Source organism: Salinivibrio sp. IB282 (genome assembly GCF_001995685.1).
GTDB classification, from domain to species: Bacteria; Pseudomonadota; Gammaproteobacteria; order Enterobacterales; family Vibrionaceae; genus Salinivibrio; species Salinivibrio kushneri.
Genome location: NZ_MUET01000020.1, coordinates 33,572 through 51,320 on the forward strand (window position 1 = coordinate 33,572; position 17,749 = coordinate 51,320).

General features: G+C 50.1%; 18 protein-coding genes. 6 read left to right on the forward strand and 12 right to left on the reverse strand.

Translation table 11 applies throughout. The features are described from left to right. Positions 1-21: 21 nt before the first annotated feature. The 3 genes from BZG14_RS06480 to BZG14_RS06490 form a co-directional block, all read right to left on the reverse strand. Entirely contained in the window at positions 22-450 is a 429-nt protein-coding gene (locus tag BZG14_RS06480; RefSeq protein WP_077608284.1) for a VOC family protein, read from the reverse strand. 98 nt (positions 451-548) lie between these two features. After that, positions 549-842: a hypothetical protein gene (locus tag BZG14_RS06485; RefSeq protein WP_077608285.1), complete on the reverse strand. Its 294-nt coding sequence runs from the start codon at positions 840-842 to the stop codon at positions 549-551. Positions 843-854: 12 nt separating this feature from the next. Continuing rightward, entirely contained in the window at positions 855-1,403 is a 549-nt protein-coding gene (locus tag BZG14_RS06490) for a lipocalin family protein (protein WP_077608286.1), read from the reverse strand. Between the two features lie 226 nt (positions 1,404-1,629). Between BZG14_RS06490 and BZG14_RS06495 the strand changes: the two genes are divergently transcribed. Beyond that, positions 1,630-2,409: a TerC family protein gene (locus BZG14_RS06495; protein WP_077608287.1), complete on the forward strand. Its 780-nt coding sequence runs from the start codon at positions 1,630-1,632 to the stop codon at positions 2,407-2,409. Here the strand turns inward: BZG14_RS06495 and BZG14_RS06500 are convergent. Together BZG14_RS06500 and BZG14_RS06505 are read right to left on the reverse strand one after the other, a co-directional pair. Beyond that, positions 2,406-2,732, reverse strand: a complete 327-nt coding sequence (locus BZG14_RS06500; RefSeq protein WP_077608288.1) for a DUF4144 family protein — start codon at positions 2,730-2,732, stop codon at positions 2,406-2,408. The two genes, BZG14_RS06495 and BZG14_RS06500, sit on opposite strands and share 4 nt — an antisense overlap. Continuing rightward, positions 2,729-3,091 (reverse strand): DOPA 4,5-dioxygenase family protein, encoded by a 363-nt coding sequence (locus tag BZG14_RS06505; protein ID WP_077457967.1) that lies wholly within the window; start codon positions 3,089-3,091, stop codon positions 2,729-2,731. The genes BZG14_RS06500 and BZG14_RS06505 overlap by 4 nt, the downstream gene beginning before the upstream one ends. A 177-nt stretch (positions 3,092-3,268) precedes the next feature. Between BZG14_RS06505 and BZG14_RS06510 the strand changes: the two genes are divergently transcribed. Beyond that, positions 3,269-3,742, forward strand: a complete 474-nt coding sequence (locus BZG14_RS06510) for a peroxiredoxin (protein ID WP_077486184.1) — start codon at positions 3,269-3,271, stop codon at positions 3,740-3,742. A gap of 89 nt (positions 3,743-3,831) precedes the next feature. On the opposite strand, the gene BZG14_RS06515 is transcribed toward BZG14_RS06510, so the two are convergent. The 4 genes from BZG14_RS06515 to BZG14_RS06530 all read right to left on the reverse strand — a co-directional run bounded on the left by BZG14_RS06515 (position 3,832) and on the right by BZG14_RS06530 (position 8,983). Continuing rightward, positions 3,832-5,466 carry an acyl-CoA synthetase gene (locus tag BZG14_RS06515; protein WP_077608289.1) on the reverse strand — a complete coding sequence of 545 codons (1,635 nt, stop codon included), beginning with the start codon at positions 5,464-5,466 and terminating at the stop codon, positions 3,832-3,834. Positions 5,467-5,610: 144 nt separating this feature from the next. Continuing rightward, positions 5,611-7,698 carry a TonB-dependent siderophore receptor gene (locus tag BZG14_RS06520; RefSeq protein WP_077608290.1) on the reverse strand — a complete coding sequence of 696 codons (2,088 nt, stop codon included), beginning with the start codon at positions 7,696-7,698 and terminating at the stop codon, positions 5,611-5,613. 247 nt (positions 7,699-7,945) lie between these two features. Next, a complete protein-coding gene (locus BZG14_RS06525; protein WP_077608291.1) occupies positions 7,946-8,386 on the reverse strand; it encodes a GNAT family N-acetyltransferase in 441 nt (146 codons plus the stop codon). Positions 8,387-8,398: 12 nt separating this feature from the next. Continuing rightward, entirely contained in the window at positions 8,399-8,983 is a 585-nt protein-coding gene (locus BZG14_RS06530; RefSeq protein ID WP_077608292.1) for a nucleoside deaminase, read from the reverse strand. Between the two features lie 245 nt (positions 8,984-9,228). Here BZG14_RS06530 and BZG14_RS06535 point away from each other — a divergent pair, with 245 nt between their 5' ends. Then, positions 9,229-10,263 carry an efflux RND transporter periplasmic adaptor subunit gene (locus BZG14_RS06535; protein WP_241824629.1) on the forward strand — a complete coding sequence of 345 codons (1,035 nt, stop codon included), beginning with the start codon at positions 9,229-9,231 and terminating at the stop codon, positions 10,261-10,263. Positions 10,264-10,273: 10 nt separating this feature from the next. Next, the gene (locus BZG14_RS06540) at positions 10,274-13,369 is read left to right on the forward strand and encodes an efflux RND transporter permease subunit (RefSeq protein ID WP_077608294.1); all 3,096 of its coding nucleotides are present in this window, start codon (positions 10,274-10,276) and stop codon (positions 13,367-13,369) included. A 43-nt stretch (positions 13,370-13,412) separates the two neighbouring features. On the opposite strand, the gene BZG14_RS06545 is transcribed toward BZG14_RS06540, so the two are convergent. Next, a complete protein-coding gene (locus BZG14_RS06545; protein ID WP_077457102.1) occupies positions 13,413-14,306 on the reverse strand; it encodes a LysR family transcriptional regulator in 894 nt (297 codons plus the stop codon). Positions 14,307-14,396: 90 nt separating this feature from the next. On the opposite strand from BZG14_RS06545, the gene BZG14_RS06550 reads away from it, so the two are divergent. Beyond that, on the forward strand, positions 14,397-15,332 hold the full coding sequence (locus BZG14_RS06550; RefSeq protein WP_077608295.1) for a DMT family transporter: 936 nt from the start codon (positions 14,397-14,399) through the stop codon (positions 15,330-15,332). A 6-nt stretch (positions 15,333-15,338) separates the two neighbouring features. Here the strand turns inward: BZG14_RS06550 and BZG14_RS06555 are convergent, their stop codons facing one another. Together BZG14_RS06555 and BZG14_RS06560 are read right to left on the reverse strand one after the other, a co-directional pair. Continuing rightward, positions 15,339-16,031 carry a winged helix-turn-helix transcriptional regulator gene (locus BZG14_RS06555; RefSeq protein WP_077486176.1) on the reverse strand — a complete coding sequence of 231 codons (693 nt, stop codon included), beginning with the start codon at positions 16,029-16,031 and terminating at the stop codon, positions 15,339-15,341. Between the two features lie 210 nt (positions 16,032-16,241). Beyond that, positions 16,242-17,483: an NAD(P)/FAD-dependent oxidoreductase gene (locus BZG14_RS06560; protein WP_077486175.1), complete on the reverse strand. Its 1,242-nt coding sequence runs from the start codon at positions 17,481-17,483 to the stop codon at positions 16,242-16,244. Positions 17,484-17,546: 63 nt separating this feature from the next. On the opposite strand from BZG14_RS06560, the gene BZG14_RS15665 reads away from it, so the two are divergent. Then, entirely contained in the window at positions 17,547-17,687 is a 141-nt protein-coding gene (locus tag BZG14_RS15665; RefSeq protein WP_198532027.1) for a hypothetical protein, read from the forward strand. Positions 17,688-17,749 lie beyond the last annotated feature (62 nt).

The window sequence follows — 17,749 nt, forward strand, 5'->3', positions numbered from 1 at the left end:
AACGCAATAAATCCACGGCCATTAGTCCAATATAAGGCTGCCGTTATCATCAAATTGCCAACAATCGCCATAAGCCACTTCCCAAAGGTAGTTATCCGGATCGGCAAAGTAGCCGCTGTAGCCTCCCCAAAATACGTCTTGTGCAGGTTTAACAATACGACCGCCACACCGCTCTGCCAGCGCCAGTACCTCGTCGACCTCTTCTTTGGATCGCGCGTTATGCGCCAATGTGATACCACCAAACCCTGTCTCGTTAACGGTGAGTCCGGGTTTGATATCATCGGCTAACGAGTCTGCGGGATATAACGCTAATCGTGTACCTGCGGTACTAAAAAACACGATGCCTTCTTCAGGGTGGCGGTGCGTTGGAAAGCCCAATTGGCGATAAAATTCATAAGAGTGAGAAAGATCCGCAACCCCCAATGTGATGATACTAATTCWTGCTTCCATACCATTGCTCCTTCGCTTAATCGGTAGGGGCATTGAGTCGCTTTGATATCACACTGTAACGTGTCAGCCATAAGGTAAGTGTGCGAGTAATCACAGCCTTACAGTGTCGCTAACTCAACATGAAGATTGATGTTTTTCAGTGTGATACCAACAGAAGCAAGGCGACTTTGTATATCATTTAGAGCGGCTTGGTAGTCATCACTTCGTTCAAAGCTGGCTAGCGTCTGTCGGTCTTTAAACATTAGCCGCACGATTAAGCTTTGTGGAAAACGCTGATAATTCACCTCATGCGTCAGCCATTCAAATCCCTCCACTTTTTCCATTGTCAATTCACAGACATCTGTCAGCGCTTCTCGAACCGCCTTGTCATATTTCTTATCTGTCTTTCGCATGATGCGTCTCTTCTACTGCTGGGTTTTCTTGTGTTTGGGGTCCGTGCGGCTGTGATCGACAAAAATCAGCGCTTCAGTGGCAAAACCTCGCTGTTTCGCTTCTGCAATAAATTTGTTTTTTACTGACTCCGACACGCTCGGTGTGCGCGATAGCAACCACAGGTAATCGTGGTCAGGCCCCGAGATAAAGGCATATTGGTAGTTATCATCCAAATCAAACACCACATACGACCCATAGAAAGGCCCAAAGAACGAAACCTTCAGATACCCCGTCTTATCATTTTCAACGAAGTACGCCTTACCCTCTGCTTCTTGCCATTTGCCCTCTTCGCGGCTAAAGCCTCGGTTTATCACTTTAACGCCACCGTCTTCACGCAACGTATAGGTTGCCGTCACATCGGATAAGCCGCGCTCAAACGAGTGATCCAGTCGCGCTACTTCATACCAAGTACCTAAATAGCGGTTAATCTCAAAGTTTGTTACGGGTGTAACCTGTTTTGGCATGCCTAAACACCCAGTTAACATTAAGGATAATAACCCAATCACCCAGCCTCTTTTCATCCTTATTCCCTCTTTAAATCCAACATGATGAGTCTTACTCAGTAACAGGTTTGATCGTTTACATGCTTTGTCAATTTTTGGTCAACTCGCTATTTCTCTGCTTGCCAAGGTGTCAAGACGGTGCTTATATAAGCACTCTTTAGTCACAGAGGTAATCACAATCCATGGACAGCGACCGATGTCGTGTTATGCCCTTCCCCGCTTCCTTTAATCAGGAGGCCATCGTATGTTAACACTCTTTTTGGAACCCGAAACCTGGGTGGTCTTCTTTACCCTTCTAACCCTTGAAGTGGTATTGGGTGTTGATAACTTAGTCTTTATCTCCGTACTGTGTGAACGTCTCCCTAAAGAGAAACGCCGCTTTGCGCGCACCTTGGGTATTGGTCTGGCCGTGATTAGCCGGATTGGCTTATTGCTTTCCATCGCTTGGGTCATGTCGTTGACTGTGCCCCTGTTTACGATTGGTATGGAACCGGTTACCGGTAAAGATCTTATCATGCTGTTTGGTGGTGGCTTTTTGCTGCTAAAAAGTGCCAAAGAGCTGTGGGCATGGTTGGGTCATGGCGAGCCCGTGAGCCATTCGACACAAGTGCGCACTGGTATGGCAGTGATTTTGCTGCAAATCGTTGCGGTAGATGCGGTATTCTCGATGGACTCAGTGATCACTGCGGTCGGTCTCACCCAAGATGTGCCTGTGATGGTCGCCGCCATTATTACCGCCGCCATCATTATGATAATTGCGGCAGAGCCCGTGAATAATCTGGTCAGCCGTTACCCTGGGTTTAAAACCTTAGCCTTGTTGTTCTTGGTGTTACTGGGATTGCTGCTGATGGCCGAAGGTGCTGGCATTCATATCAACAAAGGCTACGTATATGTTGCGATGGCATTTGGTTTGATACTTGAGCTCTGCCACATTCGATTGCGTAACAAGCAGCGCTTGAACATCAAGCGTATTCGTCCGCACTCTTCGTTGAAAGTGTCACGTCGGATTGCTGACAGCCGTTAATTCCCAGAGACCGTCGCCACACTGTTGATGGCGGCGGCCCTATCTTTAAACTGGATTTTTCCCACACAACACTGCCCTTGCTGCGCATAATGCGCTTGAATACGCGCCACAAGCTGCTCAAGTGGCATGATTTCCCCACTTGGCTGCCAGTGCTGCCCCCCATTTTCGCTCAACCAACAAATGCCTTCGCTATCTACCAACCGATCGTCTTCAGTGATCACGCTGTCACTCAGCGCCTCAAGCGACGCCGAGTCTGACGCAAACGAGAGTTCATCATCGCCGTGCCAAATCAGCAGTGCTGGGTATGCAAGAAAAGCACTCATTGCTTGGGCTTAAATATGGCCAGATTGAGTTCAACAGACGGGCCCATCCAACCCACGTGAGCCGTATGGTCAATGTAGTCATCGCCCGTCACGCCATGCAAAAACACGGTTAAATCACCGCGATGCGCCTCAAGCCATGCCATCACCTCGTCAAACGCAGCCTTATCAAAGGCGATTTGGAAGCTCCATCTTGGGTGTGGGCCAACACATTTTCGATGAAAGCGGCCAAGGTCGATGGGCAGTGATGATGCGGCGGCAGCCTGATAGATAGCATCCGCCTGCGCTTCGGTGTCAGCCTCGTAGTAGACATGGGCATGGTAAGCCTGGTGGCGGTTTGGAAAGTCAATGATTCGAGACATTTAGATTCTTCTACAAATCGATATGAATGATAAGAGTTTACGATAAACCAACACATATAAAAAGCGCCTTTCTACAAGGAGCTCGACTGGGTAACCCTTCGTCAGTCTGAGTATATAAGCATACCGCGTCCATGCTAAGCTTGAGCTAAACGCAAAGACAATGACCAAGGAGTCATCATGATTCAGCAAGGACAATCTCTACCGAGCGCCACCCTCAGTGAACTCACCGCTGAGGGCATGCAAACCCACGACATCCCTGCCCTTTTCGCCAACAAGAAGGTTGTGCTGTTCGCGGTGCCGGGGGCCTTTACCCCGACCTGTTCAGAGTCGCACTTACCGGGTTTTGTGGTGAAAGCGGATGAGATTAAAGCAAAAGGCGTCGATATGATTGCCTGCGTATCGGTTAACGATGCCTTTGTGATGCAGGCTTGGGGCGAGGCACAAAATGCCAATCAGATTCATATGCTGGCCGACGGTGATGCGAGCTTTACCAAGGCGCTAGGACTAGAAATGGATTCGGGGAAGTTTGGCGGTGTTCGCTCACAGCGCTATGCCATGATCATTGAAAATGGCACCGTCACCCAGCTTAATGTTGAGCCGCCGAAAAGCTTTGACGTTTCCAGTGCTGAAGCCGTACTCAAGCAGCTATAGGTTTGCCAGATGTTAGGCGATAACTCGCCCAACTGACGGCCTGAAGGTAATTTAGTAAGCGGTGACGGGATGACGCCACCGCTTTTTTATTACACTGACTTTTCACTCACGTTACGACGCAGTACATATTTTTGCACTTTCCCTGTCGACGTTTTTGGGAGTGTTGTAAAGATCACTTTTTTAGGCGCTTTAAAGTGCGCCATTTGCTCACGACAGAAAGCAATAATGTCTGCTTCAGTTACGACTGATGCTTCGGTCGTTTTGACAAACGCACAGGGAACCTCACCCCATTTTTCATCGGGCATCGCTATCACCGCGACTTCGTCAATCTCGGGGTGACGATACAAGACATCTTCAATTTCAATGCTGGAAATATTCTCTCCACCACTAATAATGATATCTTTCAATCTATCTTTGATTTCGATGTAATTATCGGCATGCCACACCGCTAAATCGCCCGTTCTAAACCAGCCGTTACTCATGGCATCTTCGGTCGCGCTGGGGTTCTTTAAGTAGCCTTTCATAACGATGTTACCGCGGACAAAAATCTCACCGAGTGTGCCACCATCTTTTGCAACCGGTTTAAACGTCACCGGATCGGCGACCATCAGATCCCCTTGCATCGGCGCGCGTACGCCTTGGCGCGCTTTCATCCGCGCTTTTTCTTGTTGGGAGAGGTGATCCCAATGATGCTGCCAATCACACACCACGCAAGGACCGTAGGTTTCGGTGAGCCCATAAACATGGGTCACAGCAATGCCCATCGCTTCCATGCCCTCAATCACAGAGGCAGGTGGCGCGGCACCTGCGGTCATGACCTTGATGGTATGCTTAATGCCAGATTTTAACGCCGGATCAGCACTGTTGATCATATTAAGGACAATGGGCGCACCGCAGAAATGAGTGACTTTATGGGTTTTTATCGCATCAAAGATAGGCTCGGCCCGAACATGCCGTAGGCTGACACTCACCCCCGCCGTTGCGGCCACCGTCCATGGGAAACACCAACCATTACAGTGGAACATGGGTAGCGTCCAAAGATACACTGGATGGGAATCCATGTTCCAAGACAGCACATTACTCACGGCATTCAGATGGGCGCCACGGTGATGATACACCACCCCTTTGGGATTGCCCGTGGTGCCCGATGTATAATTAAGAGAAATGGCCTGCCATTCATCGTCTGGCAATGCGTACTGATAATCACCATCCCCTTTTGCTAAAAACGTCTCGTAGGTAGTTTCACTGATGCATTCGCCATACGGATACAAGGGATCATCAATCGCAATCACCAGTGGGCGGTGTTTGATCATTTTTAACGCCCGCTTAGCCACTTCCGTCATTTCCTTGTCGACGATAAAGACTTTGCTTTCCGCGTGTTCGAGAATAAAAGCGACGGTTTCCGCTTCTAGCCGGGTATTAATGGTATTGAGTACGGCACCTGTCATCGGCACACTAAAATGCAACTCAAAGACTTCAGGCAGGTTGGGAGCCATCACCGATACCGTATCACCCAGCCCAATGCCGGCTTGACTCAATGCCGAGGCAAATTGACGACAACGCTGATCGACTTGCTGCCAACTCCAACATAAATGGCCATGCACGCTGGCCGGATAATCTGGATAGACGCTGGCGGCCCGCTCAAGGAAAGAAAGCGGGCTCAGTGTTTGATAATTGGCTGGACTTTTGTCTAAGCCAAGATCGTAGATATTATTAGATGACATAACGCGCTCCTTGCTGACTTTGTCTAGATAACTAGATCAACGTAGCATGTCATCGAGCATGCGCTATTCAACTTAAGTCGATATGGCGGCGATAACGCAAAAAGGCCCAGCGGTGCTGAGCCTTGTTATTAATGAGGTGTGAATTTAGAAGTGTAATGACGCGCCGAGGACGACTTTGCGCTCTTCGCCCAACGTGGTTTTATTTTGTACACCACCAGCGAGATAGCTTTCGTTGAAGAGGTTTTTAACATTCACCGTGAGTTTTAGATCAGATCGTTCACTGGTTTRTACCGTGTGGCCGACACCTGCATTCACTGTGGTGTAACCTGGCTTATGATAGGTATTTTTAGTATCGCCATAACGATCACCGACGTAACGCGCACCTACGTTCACATAGGTTTGGTTATCGACATCATAACGTGACCAAATGCTGGCGCCCCACTCGGGTGTATCGGCAGGCTGTTTACCGTCATGCTTAGGGTCAACGGGATCTTCGGTCCGTGCATGCAAGTAGGTTGCAGAACTATGCAGTGACCAGCTATCGGTCACCTGGCCGCCCAAGTTTAGCTCTACCCCTTTATGGGTTTGTTTACCTAATTGTGTGGTGCGTGAGGTAAGGTTGCCTGGTCCGGTAATCGTCTCTTTCACTACTTTGTTTTCTTGCTCAATTTGGAACACGGCAGCACTGAATAACGCTTGATCGTTCAGTAACGCTTGCTTGTAACCGAGCTCGTACAACTTTCCTTTTACCGGATCAAGCGCCATACCTTCGTTAATATCCTTTTCGCCTTTAACCGGGTTTTTCGGCTCAAAGCTCTCGGAATAGGTCACGTATAGGGTTTGTTCGGGGGTTGGGTGATACATCACCGCCGCTTTCGGTAGCAGGTTATAATAGGTATCGGTTTCGTTCTCTTCGCGATCGTAGCGAAGCCCTGCAAGCACTTGCCATTGTGGATTCAATGTCATTAAGTCTTGCGCGTAAAAGCCAATTGAATCGGTGGGTTCATAATCACTTGGGGGCACTGTGTTATAATGGATATTTGGCTCTGGATACGCACCGCCAACTATGGCAGTTTGGTCTTCCTTCTTCACACGCTGCCTGACATAGTCATTACGCAGCGCATTGGAGCCAATTAGCACTTGGTGACCGATATTGGCGAACTGAAATGCACCGGTGACATCAATATAAGCCGTATCCAATACCCAATTGTCGTGACGATCCATAGCAAAGTACTTAAACGATTGGTTATTGGCGTTGTAGGTTTCACGCTTTCCAAACCCTTCATGATAGTGGCGCTCGTAATCTTGACGATTGTAGCCGGCTTTGACTTTCCAATCCGGCGTTAATTGGCTGACAATATCGATTCCGTAGTTCTCGACATCAATGTCCATGAACGACCAAGGCGCTTCCCAGATAAATTGGCTACCCAGTTGCGGTTGACCATTAATAATATTAGCGCCGTTATCGCTGTTACTGTCATCAATCACGCGATCATAATGAAGAGAAAGTTGGGTATCGGGGGTGATGTCATAATCAAGCATCAAGCCTGCGACTTGGCGATCGAGCTCAGGTTCACTGCCATCTACATAGCGACGTGATGAGCCCTCGCTTTGTTTCGATAGCACCATCCGACCACGTAAGGTGCCGCTCTCGTTGAGAGAACCCGACGCATCGGCGACGGTGTGTTGATAATCGTTAGTACCGACTTTCTGACTGATTGACGCTTGGAACGCAGCTGTTGGTCGTTTGGTGACCATATTCACCAGACCGCCCGGTGCGGACTTGCCATAGAGCAAACCTGCTGGCCCTTTTAACACCTCAACGCGTTCCATCAGCTCAACAGGATGGCGATAATAAGACCATTGCTGCTGGCCATTACGCAGGTAGCCTGTTCCGGTATCAAGTTCAAAACCGCGAAGCGAGAAAATCTCACGATTACGGTCCGTACCGCCCACACCAATGCTGGCGTCATTCACCAACACATCCCCTAACGTGGTCGCGTTTTGCTCTTGAATCAGCGTTTGATCCATCACAGCCACTTGGCCCGCTGTTTCTAGTTGGCTGACATCCATTCGCATCGCCGTTTCGTTGCTATTAGCCTTAAAACGTGCCTGATGGCCTTCAACCACATAGACTTCATCAACGGGTTCTGTCGGGTTGGTTGCAGCTGCACTGGTAAGGGGTGACAGCGCGACAGCCACAAAAACGGCAAGGGGGTGTTTCTTCAACATGAGACTTCCTGTAGCTAACGATTATTTGAACTCACTGGAACATAAACAACAATCAGTCTCATTTCCATTTGTTTTTATCGATACGCAACTGTTTGCGCTTTTTTTCGTCAAGGTTGTATGGGTTGTGTTAAAAATGTTAAAGGTTTCATCAGGTTATTGATAGGCCACCGTTTCGTTACTTAGCGGACATTAGATAATTGTTTATCAACGTGACCCAATCTATCGACATACTCAAGCGCCTTGTTGTTCATTCGGACGTTGCGCTTAAAGACAACGAAAGCGTGAGAACCGCATCTCGGCTGCGCCCTGTCTCCACAAAACCCAGCGCTTGGTACAATGAAACGGCTGGGTTTTCTGCAAAGACACGCAACGCTAACTGCGCATAGCCAGACGTTTGCGCATAAGCCATCGCCCAAGTGATGGCCTCGCGGCCGATCCCTTGCCGCTGCTTACTCGGCTCAATCTGCAAATCACGGATAAAAAGCGTTGCACCGTCTGACTTCAAACGAATCACGCCACAACGCTTTCGCTCATGGCGAATTTCATAGTTATCAAATATTCGCCAACTTTCCATAAACCGCTGGGGATCCCAAGCGATATTCCTCGCCTCGTAGTAAAGGGCCATATTCTCTTGGGTCAGCCGTTGGCTGTACTTCGCATCCGTTGTCGGACCTATTGCAACATCCATGTCATTCTCCTCTCATTCACGCTTGGCTAAACGTGCTTTGACGGCACTTACACCTTGCCAATCTTCTAGCTCTTGTTCGGGGTACTCGGATCGAAATTGCTGATACAACGCAATGCCCTGCGGATCTTCCAGCACATCAACCGTCACCCCTTTTTCTTGCAGCATCGTCTCGTTACCGCCCGCACTGGTGACATCCCCCACCACCACGCGAGAAAAACCGCGCATGGTAATCAATGTCGCGCACACATCGCATGGGCTTAAACTGGTAAACAAGGTTGTTTGGCTGAAGTCGATTCGCCCAGCATCACGTATCGCGGCCGTTTCACCATGGTTGTAGGGGTGATTGTCTTGCACCAAGGTGTTATGTCCTTTGCCCACAATTTGGCGTGTCTCATTGTCAATAATCACCGCGCCGATGGGGCAGCCTCCTTCATCCGCGCTTTTTTGGGCTAACAACACCGCAATGCGCATCAAATCGGCATCGGTCAGTTTTTGGCTGAAGCTGTTATCCACCAGCACCGGCAAACTGCGCGTTGGCATATGCGCCATGGCACGTAGCGCGGCTTCGTCCACCGTACTGTTTGCATTTAATAGCATCCACTCTCTCCTTATTTTATCTGACAGATAACGTTAAGCTGCGTCATACCACAAGATCATCAATTTACTCGCAATTAATGAACCAAACAGTGATAAGGTTTGTATTGGTCAATTCGATATTTGTTATTGGTTTAATCGACCTTTTGCGCCTTCGTCTGTACTTGTTAGCCAAGGGTGGTGATAGCAACTCTTTTCAGGGATTTTTATNGGGAATTTTTGCTTACAAAGCAGTAGGCAACCATTTTATGAACCAATTCTTTGACAACATGCCTGCCCCTACGGTCACCGTGACGGCCACTACAGTCTCAACCCATCCTTGGCGAGAACAACAAACCACCATTGGTAGTTTTGCGGCCATTAATGACACCCAGCTAACCACCGAGGCAAGCGGCATCGTCAACAATATCTTGTTCGACAATGCGACGTCGGTGAAAAAGGGACAACTGCTCCTCACGCTAGATGCCAGCGTTGATGAAGCAGAATTACGTCGGCTCGAGTCCGTGGCAGAGCTTGCTCAACTTGAGTTAAGACGCTATCAACGGCTGTTTAAAGACAAAAACATTTCTGAATCCGAGCTAAAGCGCAAAGAAAGCGAAGCCAAACAAGCGATTGCCGCTGTCGACAGCCAAAAAGCGCGCATTGAGCAAAAGTCATTAACCGCGCCTTTCGACGGCATCATTGGGATCAGAGACGTCAGTCTTGGCCAATTAATGTCCCCGGGGACAGCGGTTGCGACACTCACGTCAGTGACCCCGATTCACCTAAACTTTACCCTGCCCGAGCAGCAGCTCAGCACGCTGAAAAATGGCCAAACCGTTTCTGCCACGATTAGCGCGCGGCCCGACGAGGTCTTTACCGGCACAGTGACTGCGATTTCGCCGGTTGTGACGCCGTCGAGTCGCAGTGTTGATATTCAAGCCACCTTTGACAACCCAGATGCCGTTTTACGGTCAGGTATGTTCGCACGCGTGAGCCTTGATCAAGGTGAAGAAACGCAAAATGTCTTGCTGGCACCACAAAGCGCGATTCAATTTAATCCGTATGGCAACGCAGTCTTCGTGATCCAAGAGCAAGACGATGCATTGACGGTACAACAGCGCTTTGTGCAAACGGGCGCGCGCCGCGGTGACATGATTGTGATTAAAGACGGCCTTCAACCCGGTGACCGTATCGTTACCTCCGGCCTCCTCAAGCTCCGTAACGGCAGCAACATCAAGATCAGTGACAATGAGCGTGTTCAGCCGAGCGAAGATCTTGATCCCAACGTTGTGAATCAATAGGAGCGATTCGATGCGATTTACCGACGTCTTTATCAAGAAACCCGTCTTGGCCTCCGTAGTGAGCCTATTCATTATCTTGCTCGGCTTACGCGCCATCACCGACATGAATGTGCGTCAATTCCCCGAGATCAAAAATGCWGTGGTCAGTGTCTCTACCACTTATATCGGTGCAGATGCCGACCTGATTCAAGGCTTTATCACCACGCCGCTGGAGCGTGAAATCGCTGCCTCAGAAGGGATTGATTACTTAGTCTCGACTTCAACTGCCGGTGTGAGCACCATCGAGGCCTATTTACGCCTTGATTACGACCCGAATGAAGCACTCACGCAGATTGCCGCACAGGTGAATAAGGTGCGCTCTGAGCTGCCTGATGATGCCCGTGAGCCCGTCGTTACCCTGCAGGTGGGGGAAACAGTCGCGGCTATGTACCTCGCGTTCTACTCTGACGTCCTCACTGACAATCAAATTACCGATTACTTGGTCCGGGTGGTCGAGCCACAGCTGTCGACGATTCCCGGTGTGCAGCGTGCTGATGTGTTAGGTGCCAGTAGCTTTGCGATGCGGATCTGGCTCGACTCGGTCAAAATGGCCGCTTACGATCTCACCGGTACGGATGTGATTGCCGCCCTGCGCAGCAATAATGTGCTTGCTACGCTGGGGCGCACCAAAGGGCAAGACGTGGCGATTGATTTGAACGCCGCCACCGACATTCATGACGTTAAGCAATTTGAAGATTTGGTGATCAGCAGTGATGGCCAATCTGTTGTGCGTTTGAGTGATGTGGCGACCGTTGAGCTCGGCGCCGAAAGTTACCAAACGTCGGTGAACTTTAACGGGCTCGATGCCACTTTTATCGGCATCGAAGTCTCGCCAGATGCCAACGCGCTGGATGTGATTGAGGCGGTGAATCAGGTGTGGGATGCCGACATTACCACCCAATTGCCTCAAGGGTTATCGGCCTATATCGCCTATGATTCAACCGAGTATATTGATAACGCCATTGACGAAGTGGTGATATCGATTATTCTCGCCTTAGCCATCGTGGTGTTTGTGATTTACGGCTTTTTGGGGTCGTTACGCTCAGTGATTATTCCTGCGGTCGCGATCCCCGTATCGCTTATCGGCACCTTCTTTTTAATGTGGCTGCTAGGGTTTTCCATTAACCTACTGACACTGCTTGCCATGGTACTTGCAATCGGTGTGGTGGTCGATGATGCGATTATCATGCTTGAAAACGTGCACCGCCATATCGAAGAAGGCAAAAGCCGAACACAAGCTGCGCTGGAGGGCGCGCGCGAACTGGCGTGGCCGATTATCACCATGTCGACCACCTTGGTCGCGGTATTCCTGCCCATCGGCTTTGTTGGTGGCTTAACCGGGGTACTGTTTGTTGAATTTGCCTTTACCCTCGCCGCCTCGGTGATCTTATCCGGCGTGGTGGCGCTCACGCTCTCGCCCATGATGTGTGCCTATGTCCTCAAGCCCTATCAAGCGGACAAAGCGACCCAAGATCGCTCCCTTGAGCATTGGCTGGACAAGCAGTTTGACCGACTACATCATCGCTACCAACGCACACTCCATAGCTTGTTGAATACCAATGCGGTGATCCTCACGTTTGGCGCGATTGTTTTAGTGTCTTGCTATTTCTTGTTTATCACCAGTCCCTCTGAGCTTGAACCCGCCGAGGACCAAGGGTTTGTGTTCTCCATTCTCGAAGCCGACAGCCAAACCACACTGGATGCGTTGTCTGCCAGTACCGACGAATTAAACCGACTGATTGACGATGTACCAGAAATCGACAACGTCTTTATTATCAATGGCTCTGGCGGCACCAACAACGCAATAGCCGGTATTGTACTCGCACCATGGGATGAGCGAGAGCGCAGTACCCAAGCGATCTTGGAAACCGAAATCCAACCCTTTATGGACAGCCAACCGAGCTTAAGCAGCTTTGCCTTGGTGCCCCCTTCACTACCGTCTCCGGGCGGCGGGACGCCGGTTGAATTTATTATCGGTTCAACACAACCCTTTGAAGCGATTAATGAAGTGGCGAACAATATCGTGGGCAAAGCGATGCAAACGGGGCGGTTTATCTTCGTCGATACCGATCTGAGCATTGACCGCCCCAAACAAACGGTCAACATCGACCGTGAAAAGGCTGCTTTGATGGGCGTGAGCATGCAACAGCTTGCCGCGGATATGGGCTCACTGTTATCTGGTGCGGATGCGGGACGCTTTTCACTGGATAACCGCTCATACCGGGTGATCCCCCAAGTGGCGCGTAATGAACGTCTCACGCCAGAACAATTGCGCCAGTTCTACACTCGCAACCAAGACGGTGAATTGGTTCAGCTATCAACGTTAGTGTCCTTGGACGAAAGTGTGCAGCCCCAAGCATTACGCGGTTTTCAGCAGCTGAATGCGGTGAAAATTTCTGGTGTACCGCGCCCTGGTGTTCCCTTGGGGGAAGCGCTGGGTGTGCTCGAAGAGATTGCAGCGACAGAATTGCCAGCAGGCTTTAGTGTCGATTATGCCGGACAGTCACGCCAGTTTATGAGCGAAGGACAGCAACTGGTCGTGACCTTCTTCTTTGCTTTAATCGTGATTTTCTTAATCTTGGCGGCGCAGTTTGAGTCGTTTAAAAACGCGATCATTATTTTGGTCACCGTGCCTATGAGTGTCTGTGGCGCGCTGATATTTATCAGCCTCGGGTTTACCACGCTGAACATATACACCCAAGTCGGCTTGCTCACCCTCGTCGGCCTGATTGCCAAACACGGGATATTAATCGTCGAGTTCGCCAATCAGCTTCAGCAAGAAGGACGAACCAAACGTGAGGCGATTGAAGAAGCGACCGCCATCCGTTTACGCCCTATCTTGATGACAACGGCGGCGACGGTGCTCGCCATGATCCCGCTCTTGATTGCCTCAGGCGCAGGTGCTGGTGCCCGTTTTGCCATGGGGTTAGTGATTGCCAGTGGGATGACGTTGGGTACCTTATTCACCCTGTTCGTAGTGCCTGCGATGTATCTATTTTTAGCCAAAGCGATTACACCGACGCCAACTGAACATAGGGTGTCTACCCAAACAAACCACGACGCCTAATCTTCCCACATCAGGCCACAGTGCAACACATCGTGGCCTGATTTCATCCTTCAACAAACCTCGCGAGTACAAACTCCACCAGCAGTTTCACCCGCAGCGGTACATGATCCCGATCGCGATACAACAAAAACAGGGTTCGTGCTTGGCTTTGCCATTCAGGCAGCACCCGCTGTAACGTCCCTTGTTCAATCAATGGTAATGCGGAGTAGTCGGGAATGTAGCCCATTCCGAAACCAGCCTGTACGGCATGCGTCAGCATTTGAATTTCGTCAACTTCAGCACGAATGCCAGTGGTGGCTTGGTAGTCATAGGCGTCACCAGTTGTGTCGTGCTCTAGCTGCCAAACGGTCATTGGGTGACACAGCACGACAGGTTTACCCACCAGCTCTTTTGGCGACTGAATCTGACCATAATCACTGTCTGGACTCGCGCAGACAATAAAGTGAATATCGGTTAATGGCCGTGCGATCCAATCTTCTACCACTGGATTGCCGACCCGAAACACCACATCCATCCCTTCGCCTTCAATATCGATGAGCGTATTCGAAACACTCACATCAAGCTGAATTTCTGGATAAGCAGACATAAAATCAAACAAAACAGCGCGCAAAAACTGTTTACCGGCATTAATAGGGGCGCTGATACGAATCTTACCTTTGGGCTGGTGTTTTTCGCTCAATAGTTCATCACTGACAGCGTTCAGCTCATTAAAAAGACTCGCAGCGCGTTCAAAATAGCGACGGCCCGTTTGCGTCAGCGAGATACGATGCGCATCGCGATTGAGTAAACGCAGGGCAAGATCCTGCTCAAGCTGGCGAATACGACGGCTGAGGGTGGATTGCGGCATGGCAAGCTGTTGCGCCGCGGCTTTAAAGCTGCCTAATTGCGCAACAGTACAAAAACAGCGCAAATCGTCTAACGAATAGCTAGGTTTCATATTTGGAATCTACCGTTCTGATATTGCCGGTTTATTCATATTTTGAAACTTATACACTAGCGCACCTCACTCAACAAGTCAGGTCTTGCTATGACAACTACTGCTTCACGGTGGAAAGCCATTGCCCTTCTCATTTTATGTGCTTTTTTTTGGGGCAGCACTTTTCCGATTGGTAAAGATGCGCTGAATGAAGTGAATGCGCTGACCTTGGTATTTTGGCGTTTTGCTGTTGCCGCGATGTGCTTAGGCTTCTACCTCAAACTCACCCGTACCCGCGTCCCCACACTCAGTGCTAAACAATGGCTGTGGGCGACCACCGTTAGCGCCGTGGGGATTGGTGGATTAAATCTTTGCCTATTTACTGGACTTGAGCATACTCAAGCGACCAATGGGTCATTAATCATGGCGCTCAGCCCGTTGGTAACCTCACTTATCGCCTGTATCGCGGTTCGTGCGTTGCCGCGTAAAGGGCAAGTTTTCAGCTTGGTGGTGAGCTTATCGGGCGTGCTCATGGTGATTACCAATGGTCAATGGCAGATGCTCAGCCAATTAAACTTTAACCAAGGCGATCAGATGATTTTCACTGGCATGTTTGCATGGAGTGCGTACACCTTCTTCAGCCAAGGCATTGGCCGCTGGATGCCGGTGATCCCCTACACGTTTTTGGGCATGCTTAGTGGCGCGACTGTGATTGGTATCATGTGTGCTCTTACACCAAACGTGCATCCATTTGGCGAAGTTTGGGCTGCAAGTCCGCTGGCCGTCTCCGAACTCCTGTATATCGCTGTGCTGGGTACCGTCGCTGGTTACTTACTCTGGCTCAACGGTGTGCGCCATTTGGGGTCAGCTAATGCTGCCGTATTCTTTAACTTTGTACCTGTGTTCGCGGTAGTCACCGCGTTTTTGATGGGACAAGCCGTGAGCCAGCTTCAGGTGGTGGGCATTATCATTGTGATCGCAGGACTGTTATTACCACGCCTCCCCCACCCTGGACGCTGGCGACTTGCGCTGTCACGCTCAGCTTAAACGCCATTAAATAAAGCAATAGCCTTTGCCGTGGTCGGTTTGCAAGCGCTCAGGCGGCAGTCCAGCGTCAGCGAGTTTTTTCCGAACACGGCTTAAATGCATATCGAGGCTGCGATCATCAGGCGTAAACGTTTTTTTAAGCACCTGACGATAAAGGAGTGACTTACTCAACGTAGTATCTTTATGCTGCGCAAGAAGCCACAAGAGTTCGAATTGTATGGGTGTTAATTTGACCGCTTGGTCATCCACTCTGACTTGGTGTGTGTCTTGGTGCATCCAGAGATTATCAACTTGCAGCTGGCCTGATGACTCTTTGATCACCACCATGGCATGGCGGCGATGCATCGCAATCGCGGTGCGCAGCATACACTCATCAATATCAATAGGGACAGATAGCACATCTTCCGCCCCGGCATTCAGCGCGGCCACGCGATCAGCCGCCGCTTGACTTGCCATTAAAGCAATAAACGGGCACTGCTCGCTCAACCAGCGCAAGGTTGTCATTTGCGCCTCTCCCTCTGGCACCCAGCTAATCAATTGCACAGCATCCCAATCGGGCATTGGATCATCAGGGCCAATCACAGTCACATCGCAGCCGTGATCTCGCAGCCGAGCTTCGAGTAGCGCGATAAATGACTGATCTTCTGGGCCGCGCACGACAATGGCGGGCTTAGTTTTGGAGAAAAACGCCTGGTGCATCAGTGGTCCTATCTAAACGTTCACGTCACATCAATGGCTGAACCCTATTTATCGTCATTGTCACTCAAAAAAGGATTCGCCAAGCTATTCATTGTCTTACAGTATTAGCCTGTAAAGCAAACGGGTTTACGTCGACTTCAGCGTTTTCGATCCCTCATGGCGTGGGAATGATGACAAACTCAGCAGCCGACCACTAAAAGCGATCGACCACTAAAAGCGATCGACACGATACGGATGCATATCAATATCCGTGTGTTCCTCATCTATCATTTGTCCCAACAATTTTCCGGTCACAGGGCCCAAGGTAAAACCTTGATGACCATGACCGCATGCCAACCACAATCCCTTTTGGTCGGGCGCTGGGCCGATCATGGGCTTCATATCGGGCAGGCAAGGACGCCCACCTTTCCAGGGCGCCGCATCCACACGATCACCCAGTGGATAAAGCGAACGGGCGACCTGTTCAGCGGCATTAAGTTGGCGTTCATTCACTGGCGCATCCAATGCTGTCAATTCTGCCCCTGTGGTTAATCGCACGCCCGCGCGCATCGGTGCGAGCAAATAACCCACTTCGGCGTCCATAATCCAATGATTGAGCGGGGTGTTAGCGTCAGCTTGATAATGCATGTGATAGCCACGTTTGGTGAACAAAGGTACCTCTATGCCTTGCTGACGCAACCAGTAAGATGACCACGGTCCCATCGCCATTACAACCCGATCCGAGCGAAGACGCGCGTGATCTGTTTCGATGACCCAATGTCCGTCTTCCTGCTTGAGTGCTTGCAAATTGGCGCGCTTTATCTCGCCGCCTTTGGCGATGACATCGTCGGCGTAGGCTTGAACCAAGGCGCCTGGGTCGGTCACTGTCCAAGGTTGTTTCCAGTGGATCGCGCCCGCCAGCGAAGCCGTTAAACTTGGCTCCATCGCCGCGATCTGTGCTGCGTTTAGCATCTCATAGTCAACGCCATAGTTGACACTGTCTGACGCGGCACGCGTACACTCTTCGTCTAAAGCTTTTTGGGTGCGGAATAATTTTAGGTAACCCTCTTTGCGGATCAATGACCCTGCTTGAGCAGACGTAATCATCTCCTCGTGAGTCTCTAAAGATTGCATAATTAACGCCGCGTACTCTGGCACCAGTTTTTTATATTTACTCTCACTGGAGTAGTGCCAGTATTGCAACAGTGGATGCGCAGCGCGGATCACACTGGTGGGACGGTAGCGGATATCGACCGAACGATTGGGTAACACGCGCAACAAGGTGGCAAGATCGCGGGGAAAGGCATAAGGTCTCACCGCCTCGCGCTGAATAATCCCAGCATTGCCAAATGAGGTCTCTTGCCCTGGCGCAACCCTATCAATAACAGTAACCTCGTACCCGCGCTTTAAAAGATGCCACGCCACCGACACGCCCACCATGCCTGCACCTAATACCACCACATTTTTGGCCATTTTTTCACTCCCTGAACACGCCAAGTCATTTATTGTCACTGCGAAATTTATCCGCGTAATTCCATGCTTTTACACATAACCAATAACGACATCAATCATACACTGATGAGTTTTCCGGCGCGCTCTCAGTCCATGAACGATGTCGGCTTAGTCTCTGATTACCATGCGACGTTTTTACACTGGGTTGACGTACAAACCGGATAGCTCAAAGATTTCGACAGCTTTATTGAACGCTTCTACCGCAGTTATCATCCACTATATAATGG

Excerpts from the sequence above, each read along its gene's own strand:
- BZG14_RS06495 (WP_077608287.1), top strand. The coding sequence starts at position 1,630 with ATGTTAACACTCTTTTTGGAACCCGAAACCTGGGTGGTCTTCTTTACC.
- BZG14_RS06525 (WP_077608291.1), bottom strand. The coding sequence starts at position 8,386 with ATGGATGTTGCAATAGGTCCGACAACGGATGCGAAGTACAGCCAACGG.
- BZG14_RS06555 (WP_077486176.1), bottom strand. The coding sequence starts at position 16,031 with ATGCACCAGGCGTTTTTCTCCAAAACTAAGCCCGCCATTGTCGTGCGC.
- BZG14_RS06490 (WP_077608286.1), bottom strand. The coding sequence starts at position 1,403 with ATGAAAAGAGGCTGGGTGATTGGGTTATTATCCTTAATGTTAACTGGG.
- BZG14_RS06545 (WP_077457102.1), bottom strand. The coding sequence starts at position 14,306 with ATGAAACCTAGCTATTCGTTAGACGATTTGCGCTGTTTTTGTACTGTT.
- BZG14_RS06505 (WP_077457967.1), bottom strand. The coding sequence starts at position 3,091 with ATGTCTCGAATCATTGACTTTCCAAACCGCCACCAGGCTTACCATGCC.
- BZG14_RS06500 (WP_077608288.1), bottom strand. The coding sequence starts at position 2,732 with ATGAGTGCTTTTCTTGCATACCCAGCACTGCTGATTTGGCACGGCGAT.
- BZG14_RS06530 (WP_077608292.1), bottom strand. The coding sequence starts at position 8,983 with ATGCTATTAAATGCAAACAGTACGGTGGACGAAGCCGCGCTACGTGCC.
- BZG14_RS06515 (WP_077608289.1), bottom strand. The coding sequence starts at position 5,466 with ATGTCATCTAATAATATCTACGATCTTGGCTTAGACAAAAGTCCAGCC.
- BZG14_RS06560 (WP_077486175.1), bottom strand. The coding sequence starts at position 17,483 with ATGGCCAAAAATGTGGTGGTATTAGGTGCAGGCATGGTGGGCGTGTCG.
- BZG14_RS15665 (WP_198532027.1), top strand. The coding sequence starts at position 17,547 with ATGCTTTTACACATAACCAATAACGACATCAATCATACACTGATGAGT.
- BZG14_RS06535 (WP_241824629.1), top strand. The coding sequence starts at position 9,229 with ATGAACCAATTCTTTGACAACATGCCTGCCCCTACGGTCACCGTGACG.
- BZG14_RS06550 (WP_077608295.1), top strand. The coding sequence starts at position 14,397 with ATGACAACTACTGCTTCACGGTGGAAAGCCATTGCCCTTCTCATTTTA.
- BZG14_RS06510 (WP_077486184.1), top strand. The coding sequence starts at position 3,269 with ATGATTCAGCAAGGACAATCTCTACCGAGCGCCACCCTCAGTGAACTC.
- BZG14_RS06485 (WP_077608285.1), bottom strand. The coding sequence starts at position 842 with ATGCGAAAGACAGATAAGAAATATGACAAGGCGGTTCGAGAAGCGCTG.